This is a genomic window from Calothrix sp. UHCC 0171 (assembly GCF_034931845.1).
In the GTDB taxonomy this organism is placed as follows: domain Bacteria; phylum Cyanobacteriota; class Cyanobacteriia; order Cyanobacteriales; family Nostocaceae; genus Brunnivagina.
This window is the reverse complement of record NZ_JAYGHN010000007.1, coordinates 43,858-52,372: the sequence shown is the minus strand read 5'-3', so window position 1 is coordinate 52,372 and position 8,515 is coordinate 43,858. Positions and strand designations below refer to the sequence as shown.

At 41.2% G+C, this 8,515-nt stretch carries 4 protein-coding genes; all 4 read left to right on the top strand.

All coding sequences use genetic code 11. The features are described from left to right. Positions 1 to 170 precede the first annotated feature (170 nt). Entirely contained in the window at positions 171 to 2,636 is a 2,466-nt protein-coding gene (locus VB733_RS07620) for a GH116 family glycosyl hydrolase (RefSeq protein WP_323339480.1), read from the top strand. 151 nt (positions 2,637 to 2,787) lie between these two features. After that, positions 2,788 to 2,973 carry a hypothetical protein gene (locus tag VB733_RS07615; protein WP_323339479.1) on the top strand — a complete coding sequence of 62 codons (186 nt, stop codon included), beginning with the start codon at positions 2,788 to 2,790 and terminating at the stop codon, positions 2,971 to 2,973. Positions 2,974 to 3,455: 482 nt separating this feature from the next. Beyond that, positions 3,456 to 6,602 carry a peptidase domain-containing ABC transporter gene (locus tag VB733_RS07610; protein WP_323339478.1) on the top strand — a complete coding sequence of 1,049 codons (3,147 nt, stop codon included), beginning with the start codon at positions 3,456 to 3,458 and terminating at the stop codon, positions 6,600 to 6,602. Between the two features lie 978 nt (positions 6,603 to 7,580). After that, the gene (locus VB733_RS07605) at positions 7,581 to 8,513 is read left to right on the top strand and encodes a hypothetical protein (RefSeq protein ID WP_323339477.1); all 933 of its coding nucleotides are present in this window, start codon (positions 7,581 to 7,583) and stop codon (positions 8,511 to 8,513) included. Positions 8,514 to 8,515 lie beyond the last annotated feature (2 nt).

The following is an 8,515-nucleotide window of genomic DNA, read 5'->3' as shown; positions in this document are numbered from 1 at the left end:
AAACCATGCATAGCAGGTTAGAGCTATTATTTTGGGCGATCGCAAATACTTGGATTGAATTAATTAGCCTAATCACTGTCATACTAAAACTTTGATTTCCACGACTTGAGAAAAATCACACCAATGCGTTAACTTCAAGAGCGTAAATTGATCGCGGTAAAATTGAGTTCATGACGAATCAGCCCTTCTCTGCAATTCCTACCTGTGCTTGGAAACGTCCAATTGGTTTAGGCTGGGAAAAACCCTACACCGTTCGCTACCCCAGTAATATTGATGATGGACCCTGGCACGGTATGCCTTTGGGTGGTTTTGGTGCAGGTTGTATCGGGCGATCGCATCGTGGGGATTTTAATTTCTGGCATATTGATGGTGGGGAACATGTGTTTCAAAATATCCCCGGCTGTCAATTTAGTGTTTTTGAGTCCACAAATAGCCAAAATAGTACCAATTCTTCGCAAGCTTACGCATTATCCACCGCAGCACCCGTAGATGGAACTCTGGCAACTTGGAAATGGTATCCAGCTAGTGAAGATGTCGCCAATCATCTCTCCCCGTCTTCTCCTAATACCTCAACTACGGGAACCTACCATGCTTTATATCCCCGCAGTTGGTTTGTCTATGAAAATGTGTGGCAAACTCAACTCACTTGTGAGCAGTTTTCTCCCATTTGGGCAAATAATTACCAAGAAAGTAGCTATCCGGTGGCAGTATTTGTCTGGAAAGCCCACAACCCCACAAATGCACCTATTACCCTCAGCATTCTCCTTACCTGGCAAAATATGGTGGGCTGGTTTACTAATGCTTCCAAATCCCCGGAGGTAAAAATTCGCGATGATGGTAGTCCCGTTTACGAATATCAACCGCGTCTGCATGAAAGTAAAGATAATTATAATTATATAGTTGAAAATGCTGAGAAAATTGCTAGCTTGATGGCGCAGTCGGGAATCGTCACACCCCAGGAAGAAGGCGAGGGTGAATGGTGTATTGCCACGCGCAAACATCCCCAGGTTGAAGTATTCCATCATACACGTTGGAATCCGGCGGGCACAGGTAATGAGATTTGGGACAGTTTTGCTCTTGATGGTTCCCTAGCCAATATTTTAGATACGACTCCAGCGAATCCAGAGGAACAGGTGGCTACAGCTTTAGCTGTACGTTTTACTTTACAACCTGGGGAAAGGCTGGAAATTCCCTTTGTCCTCGCTTGGAATTTTCCCATCACCGAATTTGCTGAGGGAGTGAAATATTACCGTCGCTACACTGATTTTTGGGGACGGGGAGAAAATAGCGCCTTTGCTTTAGCTTCCATGGCGCTAGATGAGTATCAGCAGTGGCAACAACAAATCACAGCTTGGCAACAACCAATTCTCAATCGCCAGGATTTGCCAGACTGGTTCAAGATGGCTTTATTTAATGAATTGTACGACCTCACGGCAGGGGGCACTTTGTGGAGTGCTGCTACAGAAAAAGACCCCTACGGACAGTTTGCAGTGCTGGAATGCTTGGATTATCGTTGGTATGAAAGTTTAGATGTGCGTTTGTACGGTTCCTTTGGGTTGTTGATGCTATTTCCAGAACTGGAAAAGGCTGTAATCCGGGCTTTTGCCAGGGCAATTCCCGCCAGTGACGATCGCCTGCGTGTGATTGGATATTATTACACAATTGGGGCAGAGAGCCACCTGGCTGTTCGCAAAGCTGCGGGAGCAACTCCCCACGATTTAGGTGCGCCCAATGAGCATGTTTGGGAAAAGACAAATTATACTGCTTACCAAGATTGCAATCTTTGGAAAGACTTAGGTAGCGATTTTGTCTTGCAGGTATACCGTGATTTTATTTTGACTGGTGGTAACGATTATGATTTTTTAGCGGAATGTTGGGATGCGATCGTCCAAACCCTCGATTATTTGCAAGGCTTTGACAAGGATAACGATGGTATACCTGAAAACTCAGGGGCACCCGATCAAACCTTTGATGATTGGCGTTTACAAGGAGTGAGTGCTTACTGTGGCGGCTTGTGGCTGGCAGCTTTACAGGCAGCGATCGCGATCGGTTCTATTCTCAAGGTATCCCAGACAACTATGGATACTGATGCTATTGATAACCAAGTAAATCGCTTTCAAACTTGGTTGTCGCAGTCACTCCCTGTTTATCAAGATAAACTCTGGAATGGCAAATATTACAAACTTGACAGCGAAAGCGGTTCTGATGTCGTCATGACAGATCAATTATGTGGTCAATTTTACACCCGATTATTGGGTCTTGCTGATATTGTTCCCCCAGAGTGTGCTAATTCTGCTGTGCAAACCGTTTACGAAGCATGTTTTCTCAAATTCAACGCTGGTAAGTTTGGCGCTGCCAATGGGTTACGTCCCGATGGTTCCCCCGAAAACCCGAAAGCAACGCACCCATTAGAGGTTTGGACAGGCATAAATTTTGGTTTCGCCGCATTTTTGCTACAGATGGGGATGGAGACAGAAGCTTGGAGATTAACTGAGAGTGTTGTCAAGCAAGTTTACGAAAACGGCTTGCAATTCCGCACCCCCGAAGCCATCACAGCCGTCGGTACTTTCCGTGCAAGTACATACTTGCGGGCAATGGCGATTTGGGGGATTTATTTAGTCATCACTGCCAAGTAATGATGGAAAATGCAGTAGGCGAAGTTGCTGAAATCAAGTCTGGGTATAAGCTTACGCCTACGCAGACTGTACTGGGTAGGGAATTACGAATGACAAATTTCCCCTCTCTTGTCATTATTCCCTGACAAAGTCACAACTAGTCTCCGGATTGATGACGAGTTTAATAGATAAAGTTGCAAGATATCAAAATAATTTGTGTATTGCATTCCGAAGTTTTGGCGAAGATATTATTCCTAGCCAAGTTTCTCCTATGCAATTTCACAATGCTGAACTGGGTTGTTGGCAACTCCTAAGCATTTATCAACAGCTTATTAGCAACACTAACTTTACCTACTAAAACAAGCCATAATGATTTTTGCCAAACTTCATGTTGATGATTATCTAAATCTTTCTGGTAATTTTTATTTTGACGAAGAATATTAGTGATATAGTAATATTTTTTGACATTGAGGTATGTAATTAATATCTAAAAGCCTTGTTAAATAAGATTTATTCTTCTAGATAAATGTGTTTTAATATACTTTGGCTTGGTATTTAGGAGATAGAGAATACTGGAAAGATAAGTAAAATTTTCATAAAGGGCGAAAAGATTTTTTACCAGCCAATTTAAAATTGTCTCAAAATAGATTACAAATTGATTAAGTGCATCTGATGAACTAAAAATTTGGGTTTGGCTAACACAATGTTTCAATTAAAACTTTCACAATCCGAAGAGTGGCTAGGGAAATCCAGGAATGTGAGCCGATGACTGTAAGCTAATACTGAATATTTTGTACTCTTCGATTCCAACAAAAATACCCAGACATCAGAAACTGAACCATGAACTTCTCTCCGTTGTTACAAGTTCAGGGAGAGCATCAATTTAGTGAGATTGAGCTTTCCCTTACTCCACTTGCGGCTATTCATCAATTGTTGAAAGCAGCCGCAGGAGATACGAACCTCGCATCGGATTTGAGTCAGGTGGGGAAGACACGCAAGTTTGAATTAGGTGATGATTTAACTCACAATCACGATGTCACAGATAATGACACTAATATCCTGAGCGTAGTTTGTCAGGGTCGAGTCAGGTTGTTGGGGTACAATATGCGCTTAGGGCGTGAGGTATCGACGCAGTTACTTTCACCTGGGGAAAGCTTTGGTGGAGATAAGTTATTTGATTCTAGTGCTTTTTCTTATCGAGCGATCGCAGCCTCTAAAGGTAGTATTGTTGAAATTGGATTATCTCATTTGCACAATTGGTTACAGCAAATACCAAATCTCCAATCCGATTTCGAGCAAATAGTAGAATTCCGCCAAAGGTTAATATTTTTCAAAACAATGACTGAGTTGCATTTATACAGCAGCCAGAAGTTACAAAATATATTGCCACATTTCATCAAAACAGAAATTAAAGCCGGTGAATCGTTACAGGAATTTGCTCTGGGAAATCAAGGCAGGTTTTGGTTAAAGCACGGTAGTGTCTGCACTAGTAGCAGCGAAGCCGCAGTTCCTCAAATTGGTGAAAGCTGGGGATATCCTACGGTAATACCGCCAGTTTGGAGTGTGGAAACAGATTTGCTTGTCTATTATTTACCTGCTGAACATTGTCAACTCATCCCCTCTTTCCCCAATCAGATTAAAAGAGATATCCCAAGGACTACACTCTCAGTCCCAAAACAGTACAGGGGGTCTAACCCCCAGATGGTTGCATACCCAGAGGGTGAAGTATGCAGAGATGGTGAGACTCAGGAGACTAAATCTAGAGAGGCTGAAGTACGTAGAACTAAAGACACAGAGACATCTGTTCCCAGTGGAGACGCAGAAAGATTACAAGTCCCTACCTTCCCAGCCCGTCGCTATCCTTTCATTCGCCAGCAGAGTTCTTCAGACTGTGGTGCCACCTGTTTAGCAATGGTGTGTTTGTATTGGGGTAAAAGAATTAGCATAAATACATTAAGAAATTTAGCCCGGACTAATCGCACAGGGGCAACATTACCAGCATTAGTGGATGCAGCAATAGCTTTGGGTTATGAAGCGGCGGGAGTACGGGCTTCTTTGAGTATATTAGAATCGCAAACTCACCCTTGGATTGCCCATTGGCAAGGAATTCATTATGTTGTAGTTTGGCAAATTAGGAGCGATCGCATCACAATTTCCGATCCCGCAATTGGCAAACGTATTTTACACCGGGATGAGTTTACAGCCAATTGGACTGGATATGCCCTGATAATGACACCAACCGCAAGGTTACAACAAATCAAGAATGAAAAGATTTCCCTACAGACTGTGTGGCAAACATTCTGGCATTACCGACGTTTACTTGCACAGATAACCTTGGCTTCGGTGATACTGCAAATATTTTGGTTGATAATGCCTCTCATTGCTTGGATAGTTATCGATCAAGTCATCACAGCCCAGAATTATCTAAAACTGAATCTCTTTGCCTTGGGATTTTTGCTGTTTGGAGTTTGGCGCTTGTTGGTGCGGGCTGTGCGCCAATATCTACTGGATTACCTCTCAAATCATCTTGACATGAACTTGCTAGGTCATTTTATTCGCCACACCCTAGAATTACCGTTACAATTTTTTACCTCACGCCAAGTCGGAGATATCATCACTCGCGTTGAAGAAAACCGCAAAATTCAATCATTTTTGACTCGCCGTGCCGTCATCGTTTCTGTGGATGCACTCATGGCAATTGCTTGTTTTGGAGCGATCGCTTGTTATAACCTGCAATTAGCTTTACTTACCATTGGCTTAACAGTACCTGTTGCTCTCTTTTCCTTAACTACAAGTCCAGCTAGAGAGGGTATTTCCCGTGAAATTGCCCAACAAACAGCAGCACAAAATACAGCCATAGTGGAAATGATCACAGGTATCGCCACAATCAAAGCGGCGGCGGCGGAACGATGGGTGCGATGGCATTGGGAAGAGCGTTTTGCAAATGCAATCAAAGCTAAATTCCAGGGACAACGACTAGCAAATAACCTCCAGCTAGTTAGTAACACCATCAATCATCTCGGTACTACTGTTTTATTGTGGTGTGCAGCCATGTTTGTAATGCAAGAGCAACTTTCCGTCGGGCAGTTTGTCGCCTTTAATATGCTGGCTAGTAGTATTTCTAATCCAGTGTTGGCGTTATTGGAGTTACGAAGCGAATACCAAGAAGTAATAGTTTCCATGGAAAGACTGAATGATGTCTTGGAAACCCCACCCGAAAGTAACCTCCAGCAACAGTTAGAGGTATTGCCGAAGATTCGCGGTGAAGTCCAGTTTGAAAATGTGACTTTCTGCTATGGCTCCGACAAACGAGACACATTGCAAAATATTTCCTTCCGTATTCCATCTGGACAAACAATTGGCATTGTCGGTACTAGTGGTGCTGGAAAAACAACACTGGTGAATTTACTTGCTGGTTTATATCAGCCCACTTCCGGAAAGATTTACATCGATGGCTACGATATTGCTGAGGTTTCACCCCAGTCTCTACGGGCACAACTAGGAATAGTACCGCAGGAAAGCTTTTTGTTTTCCGGAACAATTTGGGAAAATATCACCCTATTCAATTCGGAATTTTCCCTAGAAAATGCGATCGCATCTGCAAAACTCGCAGCCGCAGATAACTTTATTCAGGCGCTACCACTAGGTTACAGCACTCCCATTGGTGCTAGAGGAAGAATGCTCTCAGGGGGACAAAAACAGCAAATTGCGATCGCTCGTGCCTTAATTCGCCATCCCCCAATTCTCATCTTGGATGAAGCCACAAGTCACCTGGATGTGGATACTGAAAGCCAAATTCAACAACACCTGTCGCGGCTGACTGCAACTACTTTCATCGTTACCCATCGAGCCAACCTGCTTCAAGATTGCGATCGGATTTTCCTTTTCGACCGAGGTATCATACTTGCACAAGGCACTCATAAATATTTAATCGCCGAGAACAAGCTATATTCACATTTAATCCAGCAACATCACCCAATCTCGTAATTATGACAACAACCAAATTCACTCATGCTTCTTTTGCATTTGTTGATACCCATGAAACTACAATAAATTCATATATTTTTTATATTTTCTTGCTGTTAAGTATCTCTAAAGCTGATACTTAATTTTTCATTTTCTGATTGGACTGCATGTTGCCATATTACTATTTCGATACTTTTCTAAATAGATTTTTTATTCCGTTAAACAGTATCGAAAACAACTTTTTATCTACAGCAGTTAATGAAATTTAATCCAAAAAGCATAATAGTTTTACCGGAATTTTGCATTGACAGTAAAAACATAAAACTCTTGTGTAGCAAGCATTAAGTCTATGCAAAGCAAAAATAAATTCACAAAATTTAAAAAGCATTCTCAATATTTATATTTCTATAAAAATATCAAAATCCTACCAAAAATTATTTCTTTATCAATGATTTATAAAGGAATTAAGTGCTACAATTTTCTGGGGGTAGTCTACTAGAACAAAATACTGAAAGTCAATGTTAATGAGGGGTAAAACCCCCTAGCTAATAATTACAGGGTGACAAAAATAAAAGTTGCACATTACTTAAGTGAATCATCAAGTAGTTGAGTAAATTTGACTCATGGAAATGCCAATTTGGCAGATGACAATCGAAACCAAAAAACGTAAAATTACCAATTTGTGTATCGAAAATGAGAAATGAATATTTGATTGACTAAGTAAAAATTAATGAATAAACACTTAGTTTTTTAAAGAATATTCGTATCAATTTTTACAGTATCTGTTCTTGAAGAGTAATTTAATTAACGAATCGAGGAGGAAGTTGACGAGGGAAAACTGCATCTACCGATAAGTAGGAAATGAACGCAAGGTACAGGGACGCAATGCTTATAGCAGGTACAACCAAGCCAAGTGAAGGTTAGAAGAATTACTAAATTCTGATTCCATCGTCAAAAGCTTGGATGAAAACAGTTAGGTTTCCTAACAAGGGTCAGTTCATGAAAATAATCATCAGGTCAAATGCAGTTGAAACCTCCGGCAAAACACTCAAAGGTGTCGTATTCATGTCGATTCCAGTCACCGATATTAGCGTAGAAGACTCAGGAATAAGCCTGAAGGATTTGAGTACCTATCCTGAGTTAGTGCCTGGAACTATGGACATTCAAGGTGGTAATATAGTTACACCAGTAGTTATGTCATCAAGGTCAGTAAATAACTCAGTTGCAACTGTTAATACCAACAACAACTTGTCGGCATCATTGCAAATAATGCTCAATCAAGCCCCCTCCTCTGTTGCTTACTTGTTACTGTTGAGTAGTATTCTTTTTCTAGTCATGGTTATTACTTGGGTGTGGAATGGAAGTATAGAAGAAATTAATCAAATTAGGGGAAAGCTTGTACCCATCGACTCAGAAAAAGTACAGCAAACAGGAGTTATGCCACAAAGCATCAAGATTACAGAGGCACAACTTAAATATAGTTATTCCCATCCCCACTATTCCCAACTAACCCAGAAAATTGACGTTCAAAACCAGCATTTGACTGAGATTCACAACAAATTAAATCGAATTAAAGCATTGATGCTGCAAACCAATCTAGCTGATGCAATCAACACTCCGCGATCGCTCACACAGGTCAAATCAGCCTTGACATCGACAGCACCAGAAACCGATAAAACTAATCAAACATGGCACATTTTATTGCCAAAAGTGACCCAAAATCGTTTGACTCACTTACAACTGCAACAAAAAATCCAGCAAGAAATCCAGCAAGAAGTACATCAATTAGCAAAAGACATCACACAACTACAAATTCAGCTAACCCAAACTCGCACCACAATTAGCACAATTCAGAATCGGATTAAACATAACTTGGCTAATAGCCAATGTCCAATCTCTAATCACCAATGTTCAATTCCTAACAACCAATAGCA

Excerpts from the sequence above, each read along its gene's own strand:
- VB733_RS07620 (WP_323339480.1), top strand. The coding sequence starts at position 171 with ATGACGAATCAGCCCTTCTCTGCAATTCCTACCTGTGCTTGGAAACGT.
- VB733_RS07615 (WP_323339479.1), top strand. The coding sequence starts at position 2,788 with ATGACGAGTTTAATAGATAAAGTTGCAAGATATCAAAATAATTTGTGT.
- VB733_RS07610 (WP_323339478.1), top strand. The coding sequence starts at position 3,456 with ATGAACTTCTCTCCGTTGTTACAAGTTCAGGGAGAGCATCAATTTAGT.
- VB733_RS07605 (WP_323339477.1), top strand. The coding sequence starts at position 7,581 with ATGAAAATAATCATCAGGTCAAATGCAGTTGAAACCTCCGGCAAAACA.